This window comes from Acidaminococcus sp. (assembly GCF_050873445.1).
In the GTDB taxonomy this organism is placed as follows: domain Bacteria; phylum Bacillota; class Negativicutes; order Acidaminococcales; family Acidaminococcaceae; genus Acidaminococcus.
Window position 1 is genome coordinate 1 of record NZ_JBNMIU010000030.1, and the last position, 26,543, is coordinate 26,543.

Consider the following 26,543-nt stretch of genomic DNA (forward strand, 5'->3'; position numbering starts at 1 on the left):
AAACTCCGTGGCGTCCGGTTCAACCGAAAGGCAATCCTGGACGCCGCAGAGGAACAGGAAGATGGAGTCCGGAGACGTGACTACCAGAAGCTGCTGGCCGAAAATCAGCAGCTCCGTGAGGAAAACAATGGGCTCAAGGCCCTGTTCCGGCAGAGGCTGAGCCTTGCACTGGACGATTTTAACCGCATTGAAAAAACCAATCTTATGCAAACAACGGGGAGGTGAAAGTATGAAATATGAAGAAAAGCTCATGTTGATACAGAGATTGGTCGATGGATTAACTGCGGGGGGAATGGTTAAAAATCCGTGAAATCATCGACCGGCAGTATGAAAGAAAGGCCATCAAGCTGACACTTGACGACCTTTCCAGTGAATCCATTAAAAAGTTGTTTGCTATGACGTTTATTCAGTAACGACCTGGATAAAACTTGGATGAATGCGATAGTTTTTGCCTTTGTATTGGATATTCAGGTAAGTATATTTGAACATTGTGGATCCTTCATCTTCCCACCATGTATTTACATCCTTACCATCATCTACGGTAGCATGTTCTGCTGTGAGATTTATCCAATTACCGCACAGACAAGCATAAATGTATTTCATGATAATTCACCTCCTTTCGTTACACATTATATCAGAAGGAGGATGAAACGCAGAAAGGAAAAAAGTATGAAAACAGAATGGAAAGTAAGAGCTGTGGCCATTGCTCTGGCCCTTGGGGCTCTGGTAATTGCAAGCCACGCTGTACAGGCTGTGGCCGAAACGACCCAGCCGGCCAGTTACACCAGCTATTCCCGGCGTGTGGCCCCCGGCCAAACGCTGTGGGATATCTGCGGTGACCTGCCGTATGGGCGGGAGGACCTGCAGGACGTCATCGACCGCTGCCGGGTTGACAACGACATCACGGCCCCGGGGACCCTGCAGCCTGGGAAAGTGCTGCTGATCAGAGTGAAGAAATAAGGAGGATTAAAAATGAAACAAGCAGATAAAGCGGAAACGGCCGACGGGCCAAAATATGAGAATTAAGGGAGGGCGTGAATCATGGAAAACTTGAATAAAACCATGGACAAAAAAATGGATCCGGTGATTGAGGCACAGGCCAAAGCGCTGGCAGAGCAATGCAGGAGTAAAGGGTATGCGGGTATCATTGCCCTGGCAAATGCAAAGGATGCAAGACCTTTTACATTTCAGGTCTTCGGGACGGCAAAACCGTTGATGGTCTGTGTGTGCACTACCATCGTCGGAGTTTATGATGCTCTGGAAGATAAAAAATTGCAAGGCATTTACTATATGGCACTGAAAAAAGCAATGAAAATGCTGCCTGGGCTGGCCATCCTTGCACATTATTGCAGAGTCGTCAAAAAAGCATAAAAAAACTACCGGTATTGCAGTACCGGTAGCCAAAAATGGGGATTGAAATCACCCCCTCATTATACCACGTGAGAAAGGATAAAGACAATGCGGTATAACCCCGATAAAGTGGCTTATATCAGACTATACGGATCAGCAGAAGACCGCTGGGAGTGGGAGCTCCACACGGCGTCCATGGGGCCCCGGGTCCAGTACCATAGCAAGTACCATGGGCAGTTGGGTCGGGCCAGGGAAAAGCTGCTGGACGAAGCGTGGGACAAGGTACAACGTGAGTTTGGAAAGGGGAGAAAAAAGAATGAAAACAAGTGAATCAATGAAAAACATCGCCCCGGCTCTGGTGGCGTTTCAATCGGAAGTACAAGACCCGAGAAAATCAAGCGACAATCCGTTCTTTAAGAGCAAGTACGTGGAGTTGAATGAACTTATGGCTGCAGTCAAGCCGGTGGCCAATAAACATGGGCTGTTCATCAACCAGGACATTACGACAGAGCTCACGGAGAACGGGAAACTGAAAGTCTGGTGCCGGACCCGGTTGAGCCACGTGAGTGGAGAATTTATCGAGAGCTCAGGGCAATTTACGATTGCCAAAGGGACGGATCCTCAGAGCAGTGGATCCTCGCAAACATATATTAGACGCTATGATATCAGCGCTTTCCTGGGGCTCTCCTGGGAAAAGGACGATGACGGCAACGCAGGCAGCCAGTCAGAGCAACAGCAGGTTAAGAATACCAGACAGCATACCCGGCAGCAGGATCAGCAGCCTAGGAAGGAAAACAGCAGTAGGCCGACTCCGGATCCGGATGCAAAAGACGATAAAGCTGCAGAAACAGAATTGCCCTACCGGATTCCGGAGGTAAAGGACAAGCCAAACGAAAGTCAGATCAACGGCCTGGAAGCGATGTGTCAGTACCTAGGCCGGAGCCCTGAGCGTATGGCTAAATACTACAAGGTGAATAGCCTTAAGGAAATGCAGACTTATACATTCCGCCTAGCCTATAAGGAACTTGCCAAATTCCTACTCAAAGAGGGATACCAGCAAGGGCCGGACCTGAACTGGCACAAGGCGTAATGGACATAGACCGAGAAAGGGGGTGATCAGGTATGCAACTAAACTGGATTTATGAGATCAACGCATTTTATAGCTGGTCCGAAACTTCCGGCATCAAGGCTGACGCCATGTCGCTCTGGCACGCATTGATGTACACGGCAAGTAAAGCCGGGTGGAAATCGGAGTTCAACGCTTCGGCCAACCTTTTATGCGCAAGATCGGGCTTATCTAAATCTTCTTTTCAGCGAGCGCGCAATCAGCTGTCACAGATGGGCAGAATCAAGTTCTTCTCTCGTAAAGGCAATCAGAGTGCTGTATACCAGATCGTCCCGTTTTCTGGTGTGGTTCAATATGAACCACAAACCGAACCACAAATAGATAAAAAAGAATTTGTGGTTCAATATGGATCACAAACTGAATCACAAACTGAACCACAACCTGGACCACAATCCGGGCACATACCTAAACTAAACCAAACAAAACAAAACTACCCCCCTACCCCCAACGACGGGAGCCGTGTACTCAGGGACACGTTTTCCCCGGATGGTAACAGTAACGGGCAGGGCAGGGCTTTGGAGGGTATGGGGCTGGAAAGGCTGGTGTGGGATTTTACGGCCAACCATGGTCTGCGGGTAGCGCTGGGTCAATGGGCGGCAATGCGGAAGGAGAAGGGAAAGCCATTAACCGCTGCCATGCTGCGGCGCAACCTTGACGACCTGCAACGCCTGTCTGGTGACGTGGCCATGCAGCGGACGATCGTGGAGCAGTCTACCCGCAAGGGGTGGACCGGCTTTTACCCGATTGATCATATCCCGGACAAGAAGAGGTACCCGAAAGCTGATTGCCCGCGATGCCACGGAGAGGGCTATTACCTGGCGGCTGACGGGCACACCATGGTGGAGTGCGATTGTAAGGATGGATAAGGAGGAAAACGGCATGATGTTTGACTGTGAGAGCGATATGGGATACCAGATCGACCAGCTGCAGCGTGATCTTGACAAGGACGAAGAGTATATCGCAAAGCTGGAAGAAGAAAACCAGCGCCTGGAGTACCAGGCAAGTAAGGCGGAAGCCCTGGAAGAAGAGAACCACCGGAAGGATCAGACCATCCAGCAGTACCAGGACTATATCCGGGAGCTGGTGCAGTCGGTGGAGAGCCAGCAGGGAGAGAAGCTATGATGCCAGCACGGAAACGGCTGAGTAAAAAGCAGCGTCTGGCCGTGTATGAGAAGTACGGCGGCCACTGCGCCTACTGTGGTTGCGAGCTGGCCTACAAAGACATGCAGGTGGATCATGTGGATCCCTATAATCTCAATGACCCAAACTACAACTGGGGCCATGGGGACAAGAGCAAATCTGCCGATGAACTGAACCAGATGGAAAACCTCATGCCGGCCTGCCGGATGTGCAACTTTTACAAGAGCGGCGGGAGTCTGGAGTCCTTCCGGGAGCGGCTGAGGGATACCCTGCTACCGAATGCGACGAAAACCTTCCAGTTCCGCCTGGCGGAAAAGTACGGGCTGGTGGAAAAACACGAAAAGAGGAAAATCTTTTTCTACTTTGAGCAAGAGGAGTGCGACGAAAAATGAGCAAGATAACGACAGTGATCAATGCCCGGGCGGCCCTGATGGACATCGGGGTAGAGGCGGAAAAAATTTCAGCACTGGCAGCCGAACAGTATGCCAGGCTGATGGGAAAAGACTGCGATGCTCTGGACGTTACGGAAAAGGCGCTCTATCGGCTGGATAAGCAATTGACAGCACTGAAGGGCAAGCGGCGGGATCTGGTACGGGCCCGGTACGAGATGCGCAAGGAAAAGCGGGAAGAGTGTGATAAGAAATGAGAGAGATAAGATTCCGTGGCTGGAGCTATGGAAAGAAAGACTGGGTGTATGGAGATCTGATACAGGACGGAAATACCACGAAGATTGTGGAGAGGACCAGCCACTGGGATTGGCCAGTAGACCCTCAGTCCGTAGGCCAGTATACGGGCTTTAGTACGAAAACGGCCGGAGACATCTACGAAGGCGATTATATCGTGGTCGATGACGAAGAGCTGTTCCTGGTGGTGTGGGACGAAGATGCCGGACAATGGGGCGTGGTAGCCCCAGACGACTACGCAATCGGCGATACCCTGGAAAATGAAGTGGCCACCGCAGAGATAGTGGTAGTCGGAACAGAGTACGAGGATGAGCATCTGGGGAAAGCCCCGTGGAAAGAAGAGAATGAAGAATGACTAAGAAAGCAGATAACGAGCAAAAAAGTCTGCAGCATTGTGCTGAATGTCCCTGGTCCCGGCCCCGGGAGTATAGCCCCTTTGTCCGGCTGTGGGAGTACATGACCTGCAGCCGGGCAGGGGAGAAGATTGCGGACGTGGGCTTTTGCCCGCTGGTACGATAGGAGGAGCCGATGACACTGGGAATATTTTTGGAGCCATTTGAAAGCAGCGAAGAGGTTTTGGTTCATCTCCCTGATGGGAGAGAGATTGCTGCCTATCCGGAGAGCAAGGAGCTTGAGCCATTCTGGGGCGATGAAGTCACCTATGCCTGCCCCCGGATCGGCGGGATCGACTGGGCATATACCTACATCGAAGTGGAGGAAAGATAGGAATGAAATATCAAGACCCAAAAAACATGGAGTTTGAAGATATGGTAGATGTTGTCAATGAACATCTTACCCGCCGTGAACTGCTGGAGCAATTGGCAGAAGAAGCGGCAGAACTGGCCATTGCGGCCGGGAAAGTATCAAAGTGCGCAAGCAAGCTGATCAGGGCGGAAGGGCTGAACAACAACCCATGTCGCATGGACGACGAGAGCTTAAAAAGCATCATGAGTGATGCATTGGACAGCGTGGAGGAAGAACGGTCAGACGTAAATGTCGTGGTAGCTGCTCTGAGGGCTAGAAATAGTTTTGGGAGTTTCTTCTTTCCGACTCGGCAGCAAGAGGAGAAAATGCGGCGCTGGGTAAGGGAAATCCAGGAGCAGCAAGTAAAAGGAGAGGGGAAATGAAGAAAAGATACCTGATCACGGGCAGACCGATCACGAAGAAGAACTCCAGCCGTTATGTGAGGGTGAGGGGCCGCAGCAGGCTCCTCCCCTCCCCACAGTTCACGGCGTATGAAAACACTGCCCTGTGGCAGCTTAAAATCCAGACCGGCGCTATGGAGCCGATCGCCACTCCAGTATCCCTGAAGGTAGAGTACTATATGCCAAACGGGTCGAGCTGGCCGGATTTGATGGGTCTGGTACAGGCCACGGCTGACATCCTCCAGGATGCTGGTATTCTGGCCAACGATGGGTACATCGAGGATTTTAACGGGACACGTATCGCAGGGATTGACAAGCTGCACCCACGGGCGGAAATCATTGTGACAACGCTGGATAAAGAAGAAAGTACCCTGTATGGGCTGCACCCGGACTTCAGGGAAAAGAGGAAACGGAAATGATTCTTTTAAGAGATGTACTGAAAATCATTCCAAAGGAATGCGGCTATACTGTGTTCAGAGCTGATATGAATGACAAGATCGTCCTGGAAACCGACCTGCACTATTTCAGAAACACTGAGGTCATCAGGATTCAGAGTAGTCCGGATGTACCAGGTGGCGGGCTATACATCGTCATCGATCCCTTCAAAGAAAAGAAATCCGATGAAGCAGAAGAGAATGACGTTATCAAGAAACCGCTGCACTACACATTCCGGGGCACAGAAGCCATCAAAGCCGTCGACATCATGACCGCAAAAGCAACAGGGAGGGTAGCCTACCTGATCGGGTGCGTGGTCAAATACCTTTACAGGTATCCCATGAAAAACGGCGCCCAGGACCTGGACAAGGCCATTCAGTGCTTGAAGATGCTCCGAGAATACCTCTACGGCTACGGCAAGCCGAAGGAGTAGAGATCGCAAGTAGGGAGGAGGACCAATGTATAATAACGACTACGAAAAAATCATCAAATCATATCTGCGGAATCACAGAGACTGGAAGGCCTATACGGAAAACCTCCGCAGCCGGATGGTAGATCTGCGGGCAAAGATGCAGCTCGACGCTGTCCCGAAGACTACACGCTTTGGGTACGATGGTGGTGGATCCGGCGGATGGGTAAAACCCAGCCCCGAGGAAGCAGCGTGCATCAGGAAGGAAAATAATGAAGCGATGTTGCTCCGGATGGAAGATGAGTACCTGAAGTATCATCCGGTAGTAGAGAGCATGGAAAGATTTCTGGACCAGTTGAGCGGGATTCAAAGGGAAATCGTGGAGCACCGTAGCATCCAGGGAGAACAGTGGAGCTCTGTGGCCATGCGAGTCAACCTGAGTGAGAGCGCCTGCAGGGCCATTTTTCGCAAGGCCATAAAGCGCCTGACCGGCATGTACTTCGGGCCCAAAGCAGCGCCGGAACAAGGCTCGCTATTTCTTCCCGGCGGCCAGATTTTCATGTCTGTGGATAAGTCGAGAAAAAAGTAGACTAGCACTTTTGTGACACTTTTCAAGCAGTTTTCGAGCGTTTTTTCCCTGGGAATCGTGATATATTAGTAGCGTGGTCGCCGAACCGATTACCCGATCACCATTATCAAAACCTCCCTACACACGTTCAACCAGAGAGGGAAAAGGACCCGGAAATGGGTCCTTTTTCTTTGCCCCGTTGTAACTCCAGCAAGTACGTAAGACAAGGAAACGCCTATGGATAAATGGAACAGAATTAAACTAAAATTAGCGAAAGCGCGACTTCAGCTGCTGCGTTTTACTATGGATAAATGGTATAATGATGGTACAGAGAAGAACCCTGAAAACTGGCGCACTATCAATGGCAGCCATGTACTGGTACAGAATGGAAAGATTGTTTCCGGTGCTGGTGGGAAATTCAGAGGGAATACGTGGACGGGACGTCATAATCGAAATCCACTGGCAGGGGCACATCGGTACATTGGGCCAAGGTCAGCGCCCGAGGATGTGCCGTTATCTTCTCAATGGAGAAATGTCCCTACGAAAGAACAGCGGCATCGAATCGCGAAGACTGCAAACGCTCTGACCGGTTTAAGAAAAAGCTGCGAAGTACCTGAATGGCGGCAAAAAGAGATTAATCAGAAAATCACGGAAGCATTCCAGGGCAAAATTTCAAATCGGGCCCTTATGGCTTACCATAAATCTTTGCTGAAAGACCTGAAACCGAAACAGCCCGCCACTCCACCACAAAATATCGCAACGAAAGCGACTATACCTCCTGATGGAAGCGGGACAATGAATCAGCAAACGGGGAAACCTAAAATCTTCGACTTCCCTGCAGCATTTTCCGCAAGGGGAGAAAACACAAACACGAAAAGAGTGATCGCTTACATTCAAGGGCTTGCGCAAGCAGACTCTACGGCAAGTACTATTTATGCAAACCTTGGGAAGCTACAAAGAGGAACAAAAGCTCTCAGAGTTATTCATAAAAAAGGCGGGTATTTCTGTCCCCATGGAATCGGGCCGACTCCGATGGAAATAAATTATCCGCGGGCTGCTAAAGACAGCGACCCAGATAGTTTAAAAGCAAGAAAAATGCAGACCTTCTTCCACGAAAATATGCACATGGCGGATTGGTGTGCTGGGAGAGGAAAAGGGTTCTACTCTGCTCATCACAGTGGACTGGAAAATGCCATAAACAATGCAAAAACGAATTATTATCCGGGAAACGAAGTGCAGAATTTTCTAAAAGACTGCTCTACACGAACTACTAAGCTGGCCAGCGATGCTAGAAAAAGGGCTTATAAGGAAACTCTAGATGAAATTAATGAGGTCAGGGAAAAATATAGAAGCGGAGAGATTGACTGGTACAAGTTTACCAGCAAAGCCAAGACAATCAAACACAAACAGGCTGCTTTAGTAAGAAAATATACAGAAGGGGGTCTGGAAGGGGAGGACGGCCGTTGGGGAGCCTTGTGCGATATTTACGACGCCCTTTCTGACGGGAAAGTATATACTAACGATACTTTAAAACTTGGGACTCGATGTGGGCATGGCGTGAGCTATTACAAAGGAGATCCTGAAAATGCCGCATTGGAAATGACGGCAAACTGGGGTGTTTTAAGGATGCAAGCACCCAAACTTGCCGCTATGTTCGCCAAAGACAAGCCGGAGGTTGCAAAACAGCTGGATCAGGTTCTTAAAGAGATTGCAGAGGTGAGTAAAAATGGCAAATAAAAGCGGACTGCGCAATCTGGGGTTTGAAAAAGACAGTGATGTGTACGTTTCCTACGTAAGAGCCAATGGCGGATCTACCAAGGCAAAGCAAGAGGTCATCGAAGAAATGAAAGAAATTGCAGAGTTACAGTGCGTAGGGGATTACTGCCCGGAAAGTTTCATCAGCTCTACGAATAGGAAAAATCTGGATTTGAAAATCCGTGTGTTGGCTGCAGTCATCGATGGAGGTACTCCGGGCGATATTCCTGGTTACGAAAAAGCTTACGATGATTATCCGAACGATGGTAGAGTTTACTAAAAAGAGTTATATCAAGAAAACCGCTTCGATAACGAGGCGGTTTTTTCATGCCTAAAATCAGCCGAGGTGAAACCCATGGCAAAAGGAAAATACGGCCGCTGGCTTGAACCCGACGGCCTGACCCTTTTGCAGGGCTGGGCCAGGGACGGGCTGACGGACGAACAACTAGCAAAGAAGATGGAAATTTCTCCATCAACTTTGTACGAATGGAAGAAACGGCATCCGGAGATTTCGGAGGCCCTAAAGGTAAGTAAGGAATCTGCGGACTACAAGGTGGAAAGCTCCCTTTTCCGGTTGGCGATTGGCTATGTAGATGCGGAGGGAAAGTGGCATCCGCCAAACATCACGGCCATCATTTTCTGGCTGAAGAATCGGCAGCCCCAGAAATGGAGAGAGCAACGGGGAGCGACTGACATGGGCAATGTTGAGCCAGAAGGTCCATCTCCCATGCAGCAGCTGGTAAAGAGCCTGCAGGATGCTGCCAGAGAGCGTAAGAAGGGTGAGGAGAAGTAATGGAGTTTGGGAAGTGGGGGAGTAAGGCTTTAAATTTTATCGCTACGCCACCTCAGGAAGATGCCTTTATCACCATCCTGGAAGGCAGCGTAAGAAGCGGAAAGACCGTGGCCATGATTCCCAAGTGGATCAACTACATTATGATCGGGCCGCCGGGGCTGCTGCTCATGAGCGGGGTCAGCAAGGATACAGTGTACGACAACGTCCTGAACGATTTGTTCGATACCCTGGGAGATAGCCACTATAAGTACAACCGGCAATCTGGTGACCTGGATATATTCTGGACGGACGCTGCGGGCTTTCATTCCCGCCGGGTAAAGGTCGTAGGGGCCAAAGATGAAGGCTCTGAAAAGTATATCCGTGGGAAGACCCTGGCTGGGGCCTACTGCGATGAACTCACCCTGATGCCGGAGCGATTTTTTAAGCAGCTCCTCAACCGTTTGTCTGTAAAGGGAGCCCGGCTCTACGGGACCACCAACCCCGACAGCCCCATGCACTATCTGTACAAGGAATATATTACCGACGAAAGAAAGCGCCAGGAGGGTATCGTAAGGGATATTCACTTTGAGCTGGACGACAATCCCAACCTTCCGGAGGAGTACAAGACCAATATCAGGAATTCCTACTCCGGTATGTGGTTCCGCCGGATGATCCTGGGCCAGTGGGTCCTCGCAGAAGGTATCATCTACGACATGTTCAGCGAGGAAAACCAGTACGACACCGACGATTTGACTCCCAGGGATCGCAGCCGGTGCCGCCTTTTTGTGTCCATGGACTATGGGACCAAGAACCCCATGGTATTCTTGAAAATCCTGGACGACGGTACGGACATCTGGGTGGATGATGAGTACTACTGGGACGCCAGGGCCATGCAGCGGCAAAAGACGGACTCTCAGTACGGGGAAGACTTGATGGATTTCGTGGACGGAGAGCGGCCGGACTTCTGCATCCTGGACCCGTCGGCCGCCAGCTTCAAGCTGGTATGCCAGGGTAAAGGACTCCGGATGAAGGAGGCAGACAACTCCGTCAACGATGGTATCCGTGTGGTGGCCATGCTGCTGAGTCAGGGACGCCTTCACATCAACCGGAGGTGCAAGCACACCATCGAGGAGTTCCAGGCGTATGTCTGGGACGAAAAAGCCGCAAAAAACGGGGAAGAAAAGCCCCTGAAGACCATGGACCACGCAATGGATGCGCTGCGCTATTACTGTAAGACTATGATTCCGAAATGGAGGTTGCGGGCATGAAGAAAAAATTCAAAGAAAGAAAAAGGCAAAAGACGGACGCCCGGGCCGTCCATACCAGGGATAGTTTCCAGAATCCACTCACCAGGACCGGGGCATTTATGCCGAATGCCCTGGAAGCAACCCAGTACCCGCTCACCCGGTTTACCTGGGACTGGCAGACCATCAACAGCTTGTATCGGTCCCACTGGATCGTCCGCCGGATCATCGATACCATCCCTGCGGATATGGTCAAGAACGGCTATAAGATCCTGTCCCAGATGGCTCCTGACGCCATCCAGAAAATCCAGAAGACGGAAAAAAGGACCCGGACCACAGCCAAAATCCTCGACGGGATGAAGCTGGGCCGCCTCTATGGGGGCGCCGGTGCTCTGATCATGATCAAGGGCCAGTACGACGAACTGGATCAGCCTTTGGACCTGGACAGCATCATGCCAGGGGATTACAAGGGCCTCCTGGTTCTGGATCGCTGGAGTGGCATCACGCCGGAGATGGACCTGGTCAACGACCTGGATGACCCGGAGTTCGGGTTGCCCAATTTTTACCGGGTAAGCTCTGACAGCCTGGACATTGGGGTCAAGGTACACCACAGCCGGATCATCCGGTTCATGGGGCGGCCACTTCCCTATATCGAGCAGCTGGCCGAAACCTACTGGGGTGCGTCCGAACTGGAGCACGTGATCGATGAACTGCGGAAGCGGGACAACGTGAGCTGGAACATCGCCATGCTGACATTTATGGCCAACCTCCGGGTCATGAAGATGGAAGGCATGTCCCAAATCCTGGCCACAGGAAGCCCACAGGCCCAGCAGGATCTCTATAATGTGGTTCAAGGCATGAACGCCATGATGAACAATTCCAGCATGCAGATCCTGGGTGAAAATGACAGTTTCGAAACTCACCAGTACACTTTCGGAGGGATCGCTGACACCTACGACCGCTTCATGATGGACGTGGCTGGGGCCGCCGAAACCCCGGTCACGAAGCTCTTTGGCCGCTCTCCAGCCGGGATGAACGCCACCGGGGAGAGCGACATGCAGAACTACTATGACACCATCGAGGAGAAGCAGGAAAGCGAGCTTCGGCCAATCTATGACAAGCTCCTTCCAATCATGTGCATGAGCACCCTGGGGGCAGTACCGGACGATTTGGATTTCGACTTTAATGCGGTCCGGCGTCCCAATGAAGACGAAATGAGCGATCTGGCCAGTAAGAACACGGACAGTGTGACTAAAGCCTTCCAGGCCGGACTGATCAGCCAGCGCACCGCCCTCAAAGAGCTTCGCAGCCAGAGCGAGATTACCGGCATGTGGACCAACATCACCGACGAAGACATCGAGAAGGCCGACGACACCATCCAGGACCCTAACGAGGGTATGCCTGGTATGGGCGGCATGTTCGATAGTTCAGAGGGGAACGTAGGAAGCCCTGAGAAGGGAGAAAACGAGGGACACGATAAACCTCATGGGCAGGGAGAACTTGTACAGAAAAACGGGCTGCAAAGAACGACTGATGCATGGGAAGAAAGCAAGCACTCAAGAGGTGGGAATCCGAAAAATAGAGGGCAATTCTCTAAAAGCAGTGGAAGTAAAGAGTTGCTAAAGAACAGCAAACGTGATAAAGTGGTCGTGGATCCAAGCGGACCAAATAAATTTATTAAACATGGATTCATGAATCAGAAATTAAAAGAAGAACACATAGATAAACATCTTGCAGAATTCGGCAACATAACTAACGAAGAGTATATCCAAAGAGGAATGAAGCTGCTTCAATCTGGAACCGGGAAAGGCATACTGGGGCACGTTGATAAAAACAATATTTTAATAAGGTATGATGTAAAAAAGAACGAATTTGTTAAAGGCCGCCCGGATCGTGGAATTTATACATATTTTCGACCGAAACAGAGGTTAGAGTATTACGAGAAAATGAAGAAAGGAGACTTGGAACATGGAGGAAGAGAGTAAGTACCACAAGTGCCTTTGTTGTGGTAAAGGGGTTGTAGAAGGAAATCAGCTCTATGATATTTGTAGTGTTTGTGGATGGGAAGACGATCCTGTACAGGCGGAAGATCCTGATTTCCCTGGTGGTGCCAATACCATGTCCCTCAATGAAGCCAAAAAGGCCTGGAAAGAGGGCAGGGAGATTTATTGATTGATGAATTCAAAGCCATTTACAGGATTTTAACCGCTCTCAGAGCTGGGATGGACTGTGATGAATTCGACCAGAGGATGATTTCCCCGGAAACACTAGGAATTACCCCGAACAAATGGGCCCACTTGCTCAGGATGATGGCGCAGAAGGGGTATATTGAAGGTATAGCCGTGGATGTGGCCGCTGATGGCCATTGCATAGTCAGCCTGAGCCACCCCGCAATCACCTTGGATGGGCTGGCCTATCTGCAGGAAAACAGCTTGATGCAGAGAGCCCACAGGCTGGCTAAAGGGATAAAAGAAAGCATCCCTGGTCTGTAAATTGAACAACTGATTTTTAACCGTCCTTTCGAGGGCGTTTTTTTGTTACTCAAAGGTGAACGCAATGGGAAAGTATAAGCCCTTGTGGATGCCAAAGTACAGAATTGAAGCTGCCTTTCGGCGGCAACTCCTTGTCCTGGCCCGGAAAATCATCCGGGAGGTCGGGACCACGGAGGATGCCTACGAAATCCAGCAGATCCTGGAAAGCATCTCCCAGTCAAAAGAATACGAAAAACTGTGCAGGTCCGCGGCCATGAAAATGGTCACGGGCCTTTTTAGTGACCAAGGCCATACTTGGCGTCAGGCAGCAGCCGCCAACAGCAAGGGCCGTATCATTTACCAGGCTCTGCGGAAAGAGCTGCAGGGGCCAGCCGGAGAAAGACTGAGGGAACTTATCGACGACACTACATACCGGATCGTAACCCTGCCCCATGATATTGGGCATGAGGTGGCTGGTTACACGGCCAGGGAGTCCCTGAAGGGGCGCCGGGCAAGTGACATAGCGGAAGAAATCAAGAAGATGTTTCCCGACAAAACCCGGGCCAGGGCTGAGCTGATCGCCCGCACCCAGGTGTCTATAACAAGCACGAATCTGACCCGGCAGCGGGCAGAGCGATATGGAGTCAGCTGGTATGTATGGCGGGCGGTAGGAGATGCCAGAACCCGGCACAGCCACGAAAAGATGGAAGGGGTACTGGTAAATTGGGACGATCCTCCGGCACCGGAAGACCTTTTCCCGGTTCTGAACGCAGATGGAAGCAGGCGGAAGAACACCCTGGGCCATTACCATGCAGGCTGCTGCCCGAACTGCCGGTGTTATCCGGAGCCCATAGTAGACCTGGACGAAATCACATTTCCCGCAAGGATATACATGAACGGGAGGATTACCCGTATCGGCCGGAAAGCATTTACAGCTCTCAGCGGAATCAAGGTATAAGGTGATGGAATGGATACAGATAAATTGAAAATGAAAATTGCTGCTATGAAACTCGCCGTTCTGGGTTTAAAGATCTCCCGTCTGACAATCGATAAAACCTACCCAAAGGACCGGGATCCCAAAAACTGGCGGACAATCAATGGATCAAAAGTCCATCTCACAGAAGGTAAAATCGACGGCGGGGCAGGAGGACGATTTAACGGGAAGGCGTGGGCGGGGAAACAGAAACATGAATTTGTTTCGAATCCCAAAGATGATGCCTCTAAGCAAAAAATTGATGATATGATCCAGAAGTATCATCTTCAGGCTGTGATGCATAACGGGAAGATGCGCGTTTTTACCAGAGCAAGTCTGAACGCCTCTGAAATCCGTGAGATCAAAGCTAACAGGGACAAAATCCTGGCGGCCATCAAGGCCAAGAAAGATGCCGAAACTGATCGCATTGCGAAGCGCCAGGCTAAAATCGATGCCATCCCTGGGCTGAAGGAAATCAAAGCAGCCCGGGAAGCTCATGCTCTCTGGCAGGCTAGGCTGACAGCCAGCATTGAACGAGGTGCCAGTGGAAAAGGCGTCGGCCCGGAACCGAAATATGATTTTGAAGCAGCTTATAAAAAATATCCGCAGGCTCACGCCTATCTGGTGGCCGAACATGAAGCTAATAAGCACAACTATGAGATGGCAGCAGCTGGCAAGAAAGCGCTGGAAAAAGTCATCAACGGCCAGTGGAAAGAAGCCATGAAAGAGCTAGAGGACAGCAAAGCTGCAAACAGGAATGAACTTCTATGGGATTAATAGGAGGTGGGGCTCATGCGTGCATTTTATGGGTCTAAGATTTCTCCCCACCTGACCAGGACCCCAGAAGGATTGGACGCTTCTAACTACTCTTTCTACACCAAAGGGGTGGTCCAGAACGTTCGCCGGGGAACCGGGTGGCTATGCAATAAAATAGAAGAATTTGCAGATAGAATTTGTGAAGAAGAAACAAAATAGCAAAATATACATCTGCAGGAGAGTTCCTTCTTTGTTGTTATGTGGTGGTTTCTGATTTTTACCGATTTTTCTTGCGTCAATCTTTATTGTCCTGCAATTTACACACATAAGTTGTTATAATAAAGTTGTGGTCAGAAAAAACTTAACAACTCGGCAAAGACTGTGTTGATACATACTGAATACAACGAAACTATCGAACTAAATTAAAAAATATGATAATATAATATGGTGAATCGAATTGGGGAAAGGTCGTGAGTCATGAATCCGTTTTTGTTACAATGTGTGCCGGCAAAAGCAAATCGAGAAGATCAAGGGCTTTGGCTGCCGTTATGGATGCATTTGAGGGATACTGCCTATGTGATGGAGTATCTGGTTGATGCCTGGCTTCCAGAAGCGACCAAAAGAGCGATCATACCGGATGATGAAGAAAATCTCGGCAATTTAGCAATTTTATTAGGAGCTCTACATGATCTCGGGAAAAGTGCTCCAGCATTCTCCAGTATGATTTTGCAGCACATGGATGAAACTGTAGCTAATCGACTGGAACAATATGGACTTCCCATTTCATCCTATCATACTTTTCCCAACCGGTCCCGTTCTCCTCATGCATTGATGGGAGAAGCGGTACTCTCAAAACATGGTTTTCCATTAAGCTTTGCAACCATGATTGGCGCCCATCATGGCAGGCCTCATTCGTTAGAGAATCGGCACTGGGTGGATAATCAAATTTCTCCTTTTTCCACGACAGCTGTGAACTATTATGATAGTATTGAACAGGGAACTGGTGAAACCTGGAAAGAGCTTCGTGAGGATTTCATCCATCAGGCTTTGACAATGGCAGAAATTTCCATTGCAGATATTCCCGTATTATCCATGCCGGGACAAGTCCTTCTTACCGGGTTCCTGATTATGGCGGACTGGATTGCCAGTAATGAAACATACTTTCCTCTAATCCCGGTTTCTTCTACAGGTGAGGAAGAAGATTATCCAGGCCGGGTTGAACGGGGGCTGCAGGATTTGGACTTGCCAGATATTTGGAGTCCGGACAATTTTACCATGTCCGACGGGCAGTTTCAGAAAAAATTCGGCTTCTTGCCCAATGCAGTCCAGAAGGCAGTCGTTTCTGCGATAACCAGTTCCATCAAGCCGGGAATTTTTATCCTGGAAGCCCAGATGGGTGTGGGAAAAACAGAAGCTGCTCTGGCCGGGGCTGATTTGTTGGGCAGCAGAAATGAGTGTGGTGGATTGTTCTTTGGCCTTCCGACTCAGGCTACTTCCAATGGAATCTTTCCCAGAATTGAGAATTGGGCTTCGAAAGAAGCAGATGCTGAGCAGACCATCCTGGGCATCAGGTTGGCCCATGGGGCCGCGGAGATGAATGATGACTATCAGTCCCTGTTCCATGGTAGCGCAACCATTGATGAAGATGATGAGAACGAAGGCGTATTGGTCCATCCCTGGTTCGAAGGGAGAAAACAGGCACTGCTGGCTGACTTCGTCATCGGGACAGTGGATCAATTGCTGATGGCTGCCTTGAAACAGAAACATGTGATGCTGCGCCACCTGGGCCTGGCAGGGAAAGTGGTCATTGTGGATGAATGTCATGCCTATGACGCCTATATGAACCAGTTCTTATATAGAGCTTTGAACTGGCTGGGGGCCTATGGAGTACCGGTTATTTTATTATCTGCAACGCTGCCCTATGCAAAAAGAACGGCTATGATCCGTTCCTATATGGGGTTGCGTGTTGAAGTAGAAAATGATAAAAAAGAACCCTGGATGTTCAGTAAAGACTATCCATTATTAACCTGGACAGATGGCCTTGATGTAAGACAAATGAAAATCCTTCTGGATACGCCTGAACAAAAGATACAGATTCAAAAAATCCATGATGATGATATCGTCCAGATTTTACAGGATCGACTCTCTGATGGAGGCTGCGCCGGAATCATTGTCAATACAGTTAGAAGAGCCCAGCAGTTGGCTATGGAGCTGAAACAAAAGCTGACAGAGGATGAAATTATGGTGTTCCATGCAGGATTTACCATGGAACAGAAAGCTGCTATTGAGCATAAACTGCTGGAACGAATCGGTAAGAAATCCCAAAAGCAACGGAATCATTTCATCGTAATCGGTACCCAGGTCATGGAACAATCACTGGATATCGACTTGGATCTGCTGTTCACAGATTTATGCCCTATGGATCTGCTTTTCCAGCGGATTGGCCGATTGCATCGTCATACAAGAAATCGGCCAGTCAAGTTGCAAACACCGACTTGTCTGGTAATGGGTGCGGACCCTGCAGATGGATTGGAAGAAGGAACTAAAGCAGTATATGGAGAATATCTGTTGCTGCGTACCAGAGAGTTACTTCCGGAGCAATTTTCATTGCCGCTGGATATTTCGGAGTATGTGCAAAATGTCTATGATGAGGGGTTTGTTATATCTCCAGAGAAAGAAAAGAAAGCACTGGCTCAATACCAACAAATTTTGAAAGAGAAGGAGCAGGCGGCGCAGACTCATTGTTTGGGCTTGCCCAGAAAATCCAAACGCAATCAAAACTGGAATACACTGGAAGGCTGGCTGGATGCTACACCGGCTCTCAATGAAAAGCAGCTGGAAGCCAGTGTACGAGATGGAGGAGAAAGTATAGAAGTCATCCTGATCCAGCAGAGCAGGGAACCAGGTGTGTTTGTGGATATGGCTACCCAACAGGTGGAATTCTGTGGAGATTCAAAGCCCAGCAATGATGAAGCACGTCAAATCTATCGGCAGAAGGTCCGCCTCCCGGCTTTTATGGGCAAAGGAACATTTGGGGAGCATGTAGTCAAGGAGCTGGAAAAAATTACAAAACAGTGGGTACCCCTGTGGCTTAAAAATCCCATTCTGTCCGGTGAATTGTTCTTGGTTTTCAATCAGGAGGGAAATGCGGAATTGGCTGGATATACGATTCGATATGATCCATTTCTAGGTCTGCACTGTGAGAAGGAGAAATAAGAATGGAAGAACGCGAATTCAATCTGTTGGAAGAACCCTGGATTAAGGTGCTGCGGCCTGACTTGCAGGTGGATACACTTTCTTTACAGGATGTTATGCTTCATGGTCAGGATTATATGGATTTGGGAGGAGAGAATGCCCTTCAGAACTTTGCCATATTGCGTTTGCTGATTGCTGTTGCCTATACGATTTTTTCTCGTGTGGATGAAAATGGAGAAAAAGATGATTTGGTGGCGATTGATGATCAAAATGATGCACAGGATGAGGCCACTCGTCGTTGGAAAGCCTTGTGGGATAACAGGAAATTCCCGGAGAAACCGGTGCTGGATTATTTTAAGGATCACCATGATGAATTCTGGCTGTTTGACCCGGTACGGCCTTTTGGGCAGGTGCCTCAGGCCCAAAGGGGAACCGAATACGAAGCAGCAAAACTTATTGGGGATATTTCGGAAAGCAGCAATAAAATCCGCCTTTTTGCCAACCGCAGCGGGTTGAAAAAAAGATTGGTACCTTATGGGGAAGCGGCCAGATGGCTGTTATTCGTGAATGCTTTTGATGATACATCAGCTAAGCCCAAGCAAAAGGGTTTGCCTTCTCCAGGGGCCGGTTGGGTTGGTAAATTGGGAATGATTCAGGGTGTCGGGAAAAATCTATTTGAAACGATTTTACTTAATTGCACTTTCTTGAAAGATGGAACTCAGAAATGGAGTGAAGAAGCTTGTCCTAATTGGGAGCATCTTCCAAAACCAGATGAACGGACAGCAATCCCTGTCCCTGATAATTTAGCGGGATTACTGACACTGCAATCTCGAAGATTATTGCTGAAACGGAATCAGGGATATGTACTTGGATACTATCTTTTGGGAGGAGATTTCTTCAGCAATAATGGTCAAGATGGTGCTTTTAATGAACAAATGACTGTCTGGAACCAGCCCAAAGACTTAAAGAAAAATTTCTTCCATCCCCAGCGGAATATATTGGGAAAACAGATGTGGCGGGATTTTGGCAATTACTTTGTCGCTACTGCAGATTCCAGTACCAATCGTCATTTACCGGGTGTAGTCAGATGGATCCGGCTCCTTGATAACAAAGTCTTTGACGAAGACGAGCCAATTCATTTAAAAACCATTGCTCTGCAATATGGAGATAAAGATTTCTTTATCAATGATTTTAGCAGCGATACCTTGACGATCTATTCTAGTTTACTGGATGAGAAAGAATATACCATCCAGGATGAAATCAATCATCAGATTGAAAAGTGTCAACAAGCAGCTAACGCTGTCAATTGGCTATTGAACGATTTGGAAATTGCCGGAGGTGGTGATATAGAAAAAAAGACAAGCAAAGGAAATGAAATCTTTTATCAGAAGATTGATGCGCCTTTTCGTATGTGGCTGTTGCGATTCCATGGCCCTGTGCTCCAGAATCCGGATGCTGTGAAAAAATTATATGAGGAGTGGGAATGTATCGCACGGAATATTGCTCTGGAAATTGCGTATCAGGCTGAAAAAGATGCCAGTATGCAGGCTTATCTGGGGAGAAGTACTGGTAAGGAAGATAATAAACAGTTTTATTCTCTCCCAAAAGCTGATTTTCTGTTTCGTGGTAACCTCTTTAAAATTTATCCGAAAGTGGGTGAAGAAAAGTGAATCAAACAGAATTGGTACGGAAATATGTTAAACAAAAAGTGGAACTTTTGCAGCATAGTCTGGAGAAAAACCAGGGCAGGGCCGAATTAGCCCTGCTGCGCCGCGGAATAGGTAAGCAGCCAGGTGAATTACCTTCTTTGTGGGGTATGTTGCTGGAAAACATGCCGGAAGAATTGCAGGGGAAAGGGAAATCTCCTTCTCGGGGTGAATGGGCTGTATATACGTCTTTGACTCTCTATGCCCTGCATCAGCAGGGACAGGGACAATCTATGAATCAGCCTGGAAAGTCCTTAGGAAAGGCAATCCACAATCTGGTTCCTGCTGGAGATCAGGGCGCAGAGGAACGCACCCTTCGTCGTTTTAATCAAATGGCTACTTCTTCCGATATGGTGGAATTGGCGCAACATCTGAGGAGTATTATCGAACTTTTGCGCGCAAATGGCATACCTTTGGATTATGTGAATCTGGCTGGTGATCTTTATAATTATCAGCTTGTGGATTATCAGAATACTGTCCGCTTGAAATGGGGACGGGAATATTATTATGTGAAGGAACAGGACAACAAGGAGGAAAATCATGACTAAAAATCTGTATGTGGATATCCATGTCTTGCAAACGGTACCGCCCAGCTGTGTGAACCGGGATGATACGGGGAGCCCGAAAACGGCTGTCTATGGGGGGACGACTCGTGCCCGGGTTTCATCGCAGGCCTGGAAACATGCTATCCGACAATATTTTGAAACGATTTTTCCGGCAGAGCAGTTGGGCAAACGCACGAAACATATTGTTGAACTGGTCGAAGCTGCCATTACCAAAGCTTCGCCTGAACTGACTGCTGAAAAAGCAGAAAAAATGGCTATTAAGACATTGACGGATGCTGGCTTGAAAATCAAAGATGCATCCAAAGGGACGGATGCTTTATTCTTTATCAGTGAAGGACAAATCCAGGCTCTGGTACAGCTTGCAATTGATGGAGAAACCGACAAGAAAAAGTATAAGGCAGCTTTGCAGGAACATCCTTCTGTTGATATGGCTATGTTCGGACGTATGGCGGCCAGTGATCCTTCGCTGAACTATGACGCAACAGTACAGGTGGCTCACAGCATTTCTACCCATACTGTCCATAATGAATACGATTATTTTACAGCTGTGGACGATTGCTCCAGTGAAGATAATGCCGGTGCCGGGCATTTGGGCACTGTGGAATTCAATTCAGCTACATTGTATCGTTTTGCTACAGTAAACGTAAATGAACTGGCAAAATCAGCTGGTACGGAAACGGCAAAGGCTGTACGGAAATTTGTGGAAGCATTCATTTACAGTATGCCTACCGGTAAGGAGAATACTTTTGCCAATCGGACGCTGCCCAATGATATCTATATCGCGGTACGGCAGGATCAACCTGTGAATCTGTGCGGGGCTTTCGAAAAACCGGTCCAGGCCGGCCAGGAAGGGTATATCAGGGCTTCTGAAAAATCTTTTGCTGCGTATACAGAAAAACTGTATCAGCAATATGACAATGCACCGGAAAAAGCCTTTGGCATGGGAGATGGCTGCCATGAATTAGTTGAAACGGCTGCAGTTCCAACTGTTTTGAACAGCCTGGAAAACTATCTGCAGGGAAAGCTGGAGAATGAAAAATGAGTACACTCCTGTTACGGCTTGCTGCTCCGTTGCAATCCTGGGGAGACGATTCCAAGTTCAACAATCGACGGACATATTCTATTCCAACCAAAAGTGGTATTCTGGGGATGCTTGCAGCAGCATTGGGCAGAAAACGCGATGATACGATTGATGATTTAAAAAAACTCGAAATAGGGGTGAGAGTAGATCAGGAAGGTATCGAACTGGATGACTTTCAGATGGTCCATGGAAAAAAACAATCAGATATGACTCGGCGGTATTATTTATCAGATGCTATTTTTCTGGTTGGTCTATTTCATTTTGATGATGCTTTCTTAAGCAAGCTGGAAGAAGCATTGTTTCATCCAGTTTATCCTCTTTTCCTGGGGCGCAGGTCTTGTCCGCCTTCTTATCCGCTGGTACTAGGCATCCGGGATTCTTCCCTTCAGGAAGCTTTGGAGAAGGAACCCTGGCTGGCACAGGAATGGAGACAGAAACGTCTTTCTGGGAAACTCCGGCTGGTATTGGAAAGCGAAAGGGACACTACGGCGGTACTCCATCGGCTGAGAGATGTACCTGTATCTTTCAGTCCGGAACGGCGAGAATATCAGTATCGGTATATCAAAGAAGGCGGCTATGTAGAATTTTCCGGGAAGCAGGAAACAGAACATGATGCGTTTGGAGAATTGGGGTGATTACAAATGTATATGTCAAGGATGAGATTGGATCCTTCAAAACGGAAAACGATGATTGCCCTGGCCGATCCCAATCTGTTCCATGGAACCATTGAACATGCTTTTTCTGGGGAATCTGGTCGAAAACTCTGGCGAATTGATACGTTGGGAGGTAAGATATACCTTCTTTTGATCAGTGAACAGAAACCCATGTTACAGCATGCGGTGGAACAGTTCGGTTATCCGCAGGAAGAAAATGGCTGGGAAACCAAAGAGTATGATGGGTTTCTGGAGAAAATCACCCAAAATAGTCGCTGGCATTTCCGACTGGTGGCTTTTCCGACCCATAGCGTGCTGGAAAGTGAAGATATCCAGAGAAAAAGAGGAAAAGTCTATCCGCATGTTACTCCGGAATACCAGAAAAAGTGGCTGCTGGACAGAAGCAGAAAACATGGCTTCTCCCTGGAAGAGAATGGATTTCAGGTTGTACAAGATCGGTCCTATTTCTTTCGAAAATCCTATGGCCCAAAACACAGGGTATCATTGCTGGCTGTAACTTTTGAGGGTGTTCTGCAGGTCACGGAGCCGGAACTGTTCCGAACGATGCTGATTGAAGGCATTGGCCGGGGAAAGGCTTATGGACTGGGAATGATGACCATCGCAGGTGAAATCAAATGACGGACATCCCTGGCATCAAACAGCCGGAGTTGAGTGCACTTCCACAGATTGGTGACCGCATGACTTTCGTTTATGTGGAGCATGCGGTGATCAACCGGAGAGATGGTGCTATCACGGTTACGAATCAAGATGGTATCATTTACCTTCCGGCTGCTTCGATTTCGGTGCTGATCCTGGGGCCTGGTACAGATGTTTCTCATCGGGCCATGGAACTGATCGGTGATGCCGGCGTAACGGTGATTTGGACTGGTGAGCACGGTGTCCGATATTACGCCAGCGGGCAATCCTTGACCCATCGAGCAGGACTTTTGCTGGAGCAGGCAAAACGGGTTAACAATCAACGGCTCCATTTGGATGTAGTAAGAAAGATGTATCAGCTGCGCTTCCCTCAAGAAGATGTTTCAACGTTGACGTTGCAGCAGCTTCGTGGCCGGGAAGGCAGTCGTATCCGGAATGTCTATCGGGAATGTTCAAAAAAATGGAATGTGCCCTGGAATGGAAGAGAATATGATCCGGAAAATTTTGAAGCCAGTGATACAGTCAATAAAGCTTTATCCATGGGGCATACCTGTCTGTACGGCCTGGCGCATGCTGTGATTGCGGCTCTGGGGTGTTCTCCCGGTTTGGGTTTTGTCCATGTCGGTCACGATTGCTCTTTTGTTTATGATATTGCAGACTTGTATAAAGCAGAAGTGACCATACCGGTTGCATTTGAAACGGCTGCGCAAAATACAGATGATCTGGAAAAGGTCGTACGGCATAGGGTAAGGGACGAACTGGTCAAACGTCATATTTTGGAACGGATGGTCCATGATATCCAGTGGTTGTTAAAAGATACTGCAACTGACGATGAAAGTATCCGGGATGCTGTTTACCTCTGGGATAACCGACTGGGAACAGTGGCAAACGGAAAACAGTATCATGAAGCAGCGGGAGAGAAATCATGATTGTAGTCACAGTCACAAACTGCCCTCCCAGTCTGCGGGGCGATTTGACAAAATGGCTCTGTGAAGTCAATACAGGCGTTTATGTAGGACGTGTCTCTGCCAGAGTACGGGAAAAACTGTGGAAAAGAATCTGTCAGCATGTCAAAGATGGGCAGGCTACCATGGTCTTTAACGCAGCCAATGAACAGGGCATGGATTTCTATACCTGGAATTCTACCTGGAAACCGGTAGACCTGGATGGCATCAAGCTGATGCTTCATCCATTACCTGGAAAGCAAGAAAATGATTTTCGAGAGAATCATAACAGAAGCCATGCAGGACTGCATATTTTTTTGAGAAAAAAGGCAGCCAGACAGAATCGACTTGAAGCACTGCGTAATTATACGGTAGTAGATTTAGAAACTACAGGATTGGATTCTCTGCAGGATCAGATCCTTGAATTTGGGGCGGTAAAAGTTCGAAAGGGGGAAATAGTCGATCAATACGAAAAAATGGTGCATATTACAGGAAATGTGCCAGCAGAAATTTCCCGGATTACAGGAATCACGACAGAGATGATCATTCAAAAAGGAGCTCCTTTAAAAGAATGTCTGACTGATTTCCTGGAATTTACAGAAGGGGAGCAGCTGTTGTTTTATAATGTTCCGTTTGATATGAGCTTTCTGGTACGGGCCTGTGGAATTTGTGACTTGCCTATGCTGGAGAATCCTTGTGTTGATGTATTGAAGATGGCACGCAAAAAGATGCAGGGGATGCCCAATTATAAATTGAGTACCTTAGCAAAGCATTTTGGACTGGATGAACAGAAACACAGGGCTTTAACAGATTGTATCTTGACACAGCAGGTGTTTTTGAAGTTAAATGAAATGGGATCGTAACGCCATAAAGAATGGCGTATTTTGGGCATTTTTTTAGTGTGTACCCCGCGTATGCGGGGATGATCCCACCCCGGACGGCTTTACCCTGGCGTTTGGCAAGTGTACCCCGCGTATGCGGGGATGATCCTCTGATCTGCAACGTTTTCTGGACGAATCCCGGGTGTACCCCGCGTATGCGGGGATGATCCTTAAAAGGAGGATGAACCATGAAAGAGAAAGAAGTGTACCCCGCGTATGCGGGGATGATCCCGACTTTTTGCCGCACGGCAGCGGGCGTCTGTCGTGTACCCCGCGTATGCGGGGATGATCCCTTTTTCGTGGTATAATAATGATGTAATCAGAAGTGTACCCCGCGTATGCGGGGATGATCCTGTCCAGGCTATAATTTTCCGTCGCGTCCTGGAGTGTACCCCGCGTATGCGGGGATGATCCTAACGCGGGCTACAAGGAAATCGAAGCGGCGTTGTGTACCCCGCGTATGCGGGGATGATCCCGGGAAACGCGCTTGCGCTTGCCCGTTGCCGGGGTGTACCCCGCGTATGCGGGGATGATCCCGTTGAGCAACTTCTTCCAACGTCAGGCCCAACGTGTACCCCGCGTATGCGGGGATGATCCTACGGCGCAAGGAGTTGGGCCTGACGTTGGAAGGTGTACCCCGCGTATGCGGGGATGATCCTTTCATGATATACGCTAACACGTAATGCGGAGGGTGTACCCCGCGTATGCGGGGATGATCCTTTCCTTGCCACGCCCCGATATTTCGGGGGCAGGTGTACCCCGCGTATGCGGGGATGATCCCTATACACAGGGTGGAGCCGCTCATGATATGGCGTGTACCCCGCGTATGCGGGGATGATCCTTTAAACCCCGTGCATAATATACACGGGGTTTTGTGTACCCCGCGTATGCGGGGATGATCCTATCATGAAAAAAACCATTTACATGAACGACCCGTGTACCCCGCGTATGCGGGGATGATCCTTACATCCGTTGTCACGAATCTAGGCGACAGCGGTGTACCCCGCGTATGCGGGGATGATCCTGCTTGTTGCGTTACTGACCGTAAAGTATGCTCGTGTACCCCGCGTATGCGGGGATGATCCTTACTACGCAGAGTGGCTGGACGCACAGGATGAGTGTACCCCGCGTATGCGGGGATGATCCTCTCTTCTACTGGCGGGAATGGGAGCCACGAAAGTGTACCCCGCGTATGCGGGGATGATCCCTGAAAACGGAAGACCGCCGGAAGGCCCTGGTGGTGTACCCCGCGTATGCGGGGATGATCCTTTTTCGACAGCGGAACGAATTTCCCCAGGTTCGTGTACCCCGCGTATGCGGGGATGATCCTCCATCCTGGACATCCCCATCGTAGACCTGACTGTGTACCCCGCGTATGCGGGGATGATCCCCGTGCCAACGTTGATGCGCTCAACATAGCAGCGTGTACCCCGCGTATGCGGGGATGATCCTCGTGAAGGGATGGAACTGGGACAACGTCGCAGGTGTACCCCGCGTATGCGGGGATGATCCATTGGGCTGGAATTGGGCAAAAATCCCGAAAAAAGTGTACCCCGCGTATGCGGGGATGATCCTGATAAACTCCTTGCCGCATTTATCGCATACATGTGTACCCCGCGTATGCGGGGATGATCCTAGCTTCCTTGCCCGGGTTGCCCGGGTCCGTCCGTGTACCCCGCGTATGCGGGGATGATCCTAGCACTCGTCCTCGTCGTACAATCTTGCAATTGTGTACCCCGCGTATGCGGGGATGATCCCCTGGCAGGTCTTTATCTTTCCGTCCCGTCCAAGTGTACCCCGCGTATGCGGGGATGATCCTCCCGGCGGCACACTCAGTACGGCGACTATACCGTGTACCCCGCGTATGCGGGGATGATCCTCGCGCCGCCAATGCTCGCGCAGATGGTCGTCAGTGTACCCCGCGTATGCGGGGATGATCCTGTCCCGGCAATGAGCTGCCAGGTTGTTTCGCTGTGTACCCCGCGTATGCGGGGATGATCCTTCTTTGCTGTTCGCCTGCTGCTGTTTTAACC

At 49.2% G+C, this 26,543-nt stretch carries 34 protein-coding genes and 1 CRISPR repeat array; of the genes, 33 read left to right on the plus strand and 1 reads right to left on the minus strand.

What is annotated here, in order from left to right; translation table 11 throughout:
- A partial coding sequence (locus ACR0QW_RS06450; protein ID WP_432642885.1) for a hypothetical protein occupies positions 1-225 on the plus strand: 225 nt, incomplete at its 5' end.
- 177 nt (positions 226-402) lie between these two features.
- Here the strand turns inward: ACR0QW_RS06450 and ACR0QW_RS06455 are convergent.
- A complete protein-coding gene (locus ACR0QW_RS06455) occupies positions 403-603 on the minus strand; it encodes a hypothetical protein (RefSeq protein WP_432642886.1) in 201 nt (66 codons plus the stop codon).
- A 66-nt stretch (positions 604-669) separates the two neighbouring features.
- Between ACR0QW_RS06455 and ACR0QW_RS06460 the strand changes: the two genes are divergently transcribed.
- The 32 genes from ACR0QW_RS06460 (at position 670) to cas2e (ending at position 24,492) form a co-directional block, all read left to right on the plus strand.
- Positions 670-960 carry a LysM peptidoglycan-binding domain-containing protein gene (locus ACR0QW_RS06460; RefSeq protein WP_432642887.1) on the plus strand — a complete coding sequence of 97 codons (291 nt, stop codon included), beginning with the start codon at positions 670-672 and terminating at the stop codon, positions 958-960.
- Positions 961-1,041: 81 nt separating this feature from the next.
- Positions 1,042-1,371: a hypothetical protein gene (locus tag ACR0QW_RS06465; RefSeq protein WP_432642888.1), complete on the plus strand. Its 330-nt coding sequence runs from the start codon at positions 1,042-1,044 to the stop codon at positions 1,369-1,371.
- Between the two features lie 87 nt (positions 1,372-1,458).
- A complete protein-coding gene (locus ACR0QW_RS06470; RefSeq protein WP_432642889.1) occupies positions 1,459-1,680 on the plus strand; it encodes a hypothetical protein in 222 nt (73 codons plus the stop codon).
- Positions 1,667-2,440 (plus strand): ERF family protein, encoded by a 774-nt coding sequence (locus tag ACR0QW_RS06475; protein ID WP_432642890.1) that lies wholly within the window; start codon positions 1,667-1,669, stop codon positions 2,438-2,440. The genes ACR0QW_RS06470 and ACR0QW_RS06475 overlap by 14 nt, the downstream gene beginning before the upstream one ends.
- A gap of 32 nt (positions 2,441-2,472) precedes the next feature.
- Positions 2,473-3,342, plus strand: a complete 870-nt coding sequence (locus ACR0QW_RS06480) for a hypothetical protein (protein ID WP_432642891.1) — start codon at positions 2,473-2,475, stop codon at positions 3,340-3,342.
- A 13-nt stretch (positions 3,343-3,355) separates the two neighbouring features.
- Complete coding sequence (locus tag ACR0QW_RS06485; protein ID WP_432642892.1) at positions 3,356-3,598, plus strand: hypothetical protein; 243 nt, start codon at positions 3,356-3,358, stop codon at positions 3,596-3,598.
- Positions 3,595-4,008: an HNH endonuclease gene (locus ACR0QW_RS06490; protein ID WP_432642893.1), complete on the plus strand. Its 414-nt coding sequence runs from the start codon at positions 3,595-3,597 to the stop codon at positions 4,006-4,008. The genes ACR0QW_RS06485 and ACR0QW_RS06490 overlap by 4 nt, the downstream gene beginning before the upstream one ends.
- Positions 4,005-4,262, plus strand: coding sequence for a hypothetical protein (locus tag ACR0QW_RS06495; protein WP_432642894.1), 258 nt, complete (start codon positions 4,005-4,007; stop codon positions 4,260-4,262). The genes ACR0QW_RS06490 and ACR0QW_RS06495 overlap by 4 nt, the downstream gene beginning before the upstream one ends.
- Positions 4,259-4,654, plus strand: coding sequence for a YopX family protein (locus ACR0QW_RS06500; protein ID WP_432642895.1), 396 nt, complete (start codon positions 4,259-4,261; stop codon positions 4,652-4,654). The genes ACR0QW_RS06495 and ACR0QW_RS06500 overlap by 4 nt, the downstream gene beginning before the upstream one ends.
- On the plus strand, positions 4,651-4,818 hold the full coding sequence (locus ACR0QW_RS06505; protein ID WP_432642896.1) for a hypothetical protein: 168 nt from the start codon (positions 4,651-4,653) through the stop codon (positions 4,816-4,818). Before ACR0QW_RS06500 ends, ACR0QW_RS06505 begins: the two co-directional genes overlap by 4 nt.
- A 9-nt stretch (positions 4,819-4,827) precedes the next feature.
- On the plus strand, positions 4,828-5,025 hold the full coding sequence (locus tag ACR0QW_RS06510) for a hypothetical protein (RefSeq protein ID WP_432642897.1): 198 nt from the start codon (positions 4,828-4,830) through the stop codon (positions 5,023-5,025).
- Positions 5,026-5,027: 2 nt separating this feature from the next.
- Positions 5,028-5,426 carry a hypothetical protein gene (locus ACR0QW_RS06515; RefSeq protein WP_432642898.1) on the plus strand — a complete coding sequence of 133 codons (399 nt, stop codon included), beginning with the start codon at positions 5,028-5,030 and terminating at the stop codon, positions 5,424-5,426.
- Positions 5,423-5,863, plus strand: coding sequence for a RusA family crossover junction endodeoxyribonuclease (locus ACR0QW_RS06520; RefSeq protein ID WP_432642899.1), 441 nt, complete (start codon positions 5,423-5,425; stop codon positions 5,861-5,863). The genes ACR0QW_RS06515 and ACR0QW_RS06520 overlap by 4 nt, the downstream gene beginning before the upstream one ends.
- On the plus strand, positions 5,860-6,312 hold the full coding sequence (locus ACR0QW_RS06525) for a DUF3310 domain-containing protein (protein ID WP_432642900.1): 453 nt from the start codon (positions 5,860-5,862) through the stop codon (positions 6,310-6,312). Before ACR0QW_RS06520 ends, ACR0QW_RS06525 begins: the two co-directional genes overlap by 4 nt.
- 25 nt (positions 6,313-6,337) lie before the next feature.
- Positions 6,338-6,877 carry a hypothetical protein gene (locus tag ACR0QW_RS06530; RefSeq protein ID WP_432642901.1) on the plus strand — a complete coding sequence of 180 codons (540 nt, stop codon included), beginning with the start codon at positions 6,338-6,340 and terminating at the stop codon, positions 6,875-6,877.
- A 216-nt stretch (positions 6,878-7,093) separates the two neighbouring features.
- Positions 7,094-8,593 (plus strand): hypothetical protein, encoded by a 1,500-nt coding sequence (locus tag ACR0QW_RS06535; protein WP_432642902.1) that lies wholly within the window; start codon positions 7,094-7,096, stop codon positions 8,591-8,593.
- Positions 8,583-8,891 carry a hypothetical protein gene (locus tag ACR0QW_RS06540; RefSeq protein ID WP_432642903.1) on the plus strand — a complete coding sequence of 103 codons (309 nt, stop codon included), beginning with the start codon at positions 8,583-8,585 and terminating at the stop codon, positions 8,889-8,891. The genes ACR0QW_RS06535 and ACR0QW_RS06540 overlap by 11 nt, the downstream gene beginning before the upstream one ends.
- A gap of 75 nt (positions 8,892-8,966) precedes the next feature.
- A complete protein-coding gene (locus ACR0QW_RS06545) occupies positions 8,967-9,404 on the plus strand; it encodes a helix-turn-helix domain-containing protein (RefSeq protein ID WP_432642904.1) in 438 nt (145 codons plus the stop codon).
- Complete coding sequence (locus ACR0QW_RS06550; protein WP_432642905.1) at positions 9,404-10,651, plus strand: PBSX family phage terminase large subunit; 1,248 nt, start codon at positions 9,404-9,406, stop codon at positions 10,649-10,651. The genes ACR0QW_RS06545 and ACR0QW_RS06550 overlap by 1 nt, the downstream gene beginning before the upstream one ends.
- A complete protein-coding gene (locus ACR0QW_RS06555) occupies positions 10,648-12,612 on the plus strand; it encodes a phage portal protein (RefSeq protein ID WP_432642906.1) in 1,965 nt (654 codons plus the stop codon). The genes ACR0QW_RS06550 and ACR0QW_RS06555 overlap by 4 nt, the downstream gene beginning before the upstream one ends.
- Complete coding sequence (locus ACR0QW_RS06560; RefSeq protein WP_432642907.1) at positions 12,596-12,799, plus strand: CPCC family cysteine-rich protein; 204 nt, start codon at positions 12,596-12,598, stop codon at positions 12,797-12,799. The genes ACR0QW_RS06555 and ACR0QW_RS06560 overlap by 17 nt, the downstream gene beginning before the upstream one ends.
- A complete protein-coding gene (locus ACR0QW_RS06565) occupies positions 12,796-13,119 on the plus strand; it encodes a YjcQ family protein (protein WP_432642908.1) in 324 nt (107 codons plus the stop codon). Before ACR0QW_RS06560 ends, ACR0QW_RS06565 begins: the two co-directional genes overlap by 4 nt.
- A gap of 88 nt (positions 13,120-13,207) precedes the next feature.
- Positions 13,208-14,056, plus strand: a complete 849-nt coding sequence (locus ACR0QW_RS06570) for a phage minor head protein (protein ID WP_432642909.1) — start codon at positions 13,208-13,210, stop codon at positions 14,054-14,056.
- Positions 14,057-14,065: 9 nt separating this feature from the next.
- Complete coding sequence (locus tag ACR0QW_RS06575) at positions 14,066-14,848, plus strand: hypothetical protein (RefSeq protein WP_432642910.1); 783 nt, start codon at positions 14,066-14,068, stop codon at positions 14,846-14,848.
- Positions 14,849-15,304: 456 nt separating this feature from the next.
- A complete protein-coding gene (gene cas3, locus ACR0QW_RS06580) occupies positions 15,305-18,043 on the plus strand; it encodes a CRISPR-associated helicase Cas3' (RefSeq protein ID WP_432642911.1) in 2,739 nt (912 codons plus the stop codon).
- Between the two features lie 2 nt (positions 18,044-18,045).
- Entirely contained in the window at positions 18,046-19,692 is a 1,647-nt protein-coding gene (casA, locus tag ACR0QW_RS06585; protein WP_432642912.1) for a type I-E CRISPR-associated protein Cse1/CasA, read from the plus strand.
- On the plus strand, positions 19,689-20,276 hold the full coding sequence (gene casB / locus ACR0QW_RS06590; protein WP_432642913.1) for a type I-E CRISPR-associated protein Cse2/CasB: 588 nt from the start codon (positions 19,689-19,691) through the stop codon (positions 20,274-20,276). The genes casA and casB overlap by 4 nt, the downstream gene beginning before the upstream one ends.
- Complete coding sequence (gene cas7e, locus ACR0QW_RS06595) at positions 20,269-21,336, plus strand: type I-E CRISPR-associated protein Cas7/Cse4/CasC (protein ID WP_432642914.1); 1,068 nt, start codon at positions 20,269-20,271, stop codon at positions 21,334-21,336. Before casB ends, cas7e begins: the two co-directional genes overlap by 8 nt.
- Positions 21,333-22,010 (plus strand): type I-E CRISPR-associated protein Cas5/CasD, encoded by a 678-nt coding sequence (cas5e, locus tag ACR0QW_RS06600; protein WP_432642915.1) that lies wholly within the window; start codon positions 21,333-21,335, stop codon positions 22,008-22,010. Before cas7e ends, cas5e begins: the two co-directional genes overlap by 4 nt.
- 12 nt (positions 22,011-22,022) lie before the next feature.
- Positions 22,023-22,667 (plus strand): type I-E CRISPR-associated protein Cas6/Cse3/CasE, encoded by a 645-nt coding sequence (gene cas6e / locus ACR0QW_RS06605; RefSeq protein ID WP_432642918.1) that lies wholly within the window; start codon positions 22,023-22,025, stop codon positions 22,665-22,667.
- Complete coding sequence (gene cas1e / locus ACR0QW_RS06610; protein WP_432642916.1) at positions 22,664-23,614, plus strand: type I-E CRISPR-associated endonuclease Cas1e; 951 nt, start codon at positions 22,664-22,666, stop codon at positions 23,612-23,614. The genes cas6e and cas1e overlap by 4 nt, the downstream gene beginning before the upstream one ends.
- Positions 23,611-24,492, plus strand: a complete 882-nt coding sequence (gene cas2e / locus ACR0QW_RS06615; protein ID WP_432642917.1) for a type I-E CRISPR-associated endoribonuclease Cas2e — start codon at positions 23,611-23,613, stop codon at positions 24,490-24,492. Before cas1e ends, cas2e begins: the two co-directional genes overlap by 4 nt.
- A 38-nt stretch (positions 24,493-24,530) precedes the next feature.
- A CRISPR array of direct repeats spans positions 24,531-26,511; the repeat unit is 28 nt; unit sequence GTGTACCCCGCGTATGCGGGGATGATCC.
- Positions 26,512-26,543: the final 32 nt, after the last annotated feature.